1 protein-coding gene is annotated in these 227 nt (G+C 48.0%); it reads left to right on the forward strand.

What is annotated here, in order from left to right; all coding sequences use genetic code 11:
- Positions 1-6: 6 nt before the first annotated feature.
- Positions 7-227, forward strand: a 221-nt coding sequence (locus CWE01_RS33175; RefSeq protein WP_177410537.1) for a transposase, incomplete at its 3' end; no start/stop codon positions are given.

Raw genomic sequence — 227 nt, forward strand, 5'->3', positions numbered from 1 at the left:
GGTTTTATGCCAAGAATGGGACGTGTTGTCTTACCAAACTACCCTCATCACATTGTTCAGCGAGGGCACAATCGTCAGGTTGTGTTTGCGGAGGCTGGTGATTTTCAGCGTTATCTGTACGATTTGCGTGAGCTTAAGAACGCATTCGGGGTCAAGGTCTACGCGTACTGTCTGATGACTAATCATGTACATCTGTTACTGGCTCCCGATGAGTCTACTGCTGGTCT

Origin of the sequence: Pseudomonas sp. QS1027, from assembly GCF_002814235.1 — a bacterium.
Taxonomy (GTDB): Bacteria; Pseudomonadota; Gammaproteobacteria; order Pseudomonadales; family Pseudomonadaceae; genus Aquipseudomonas.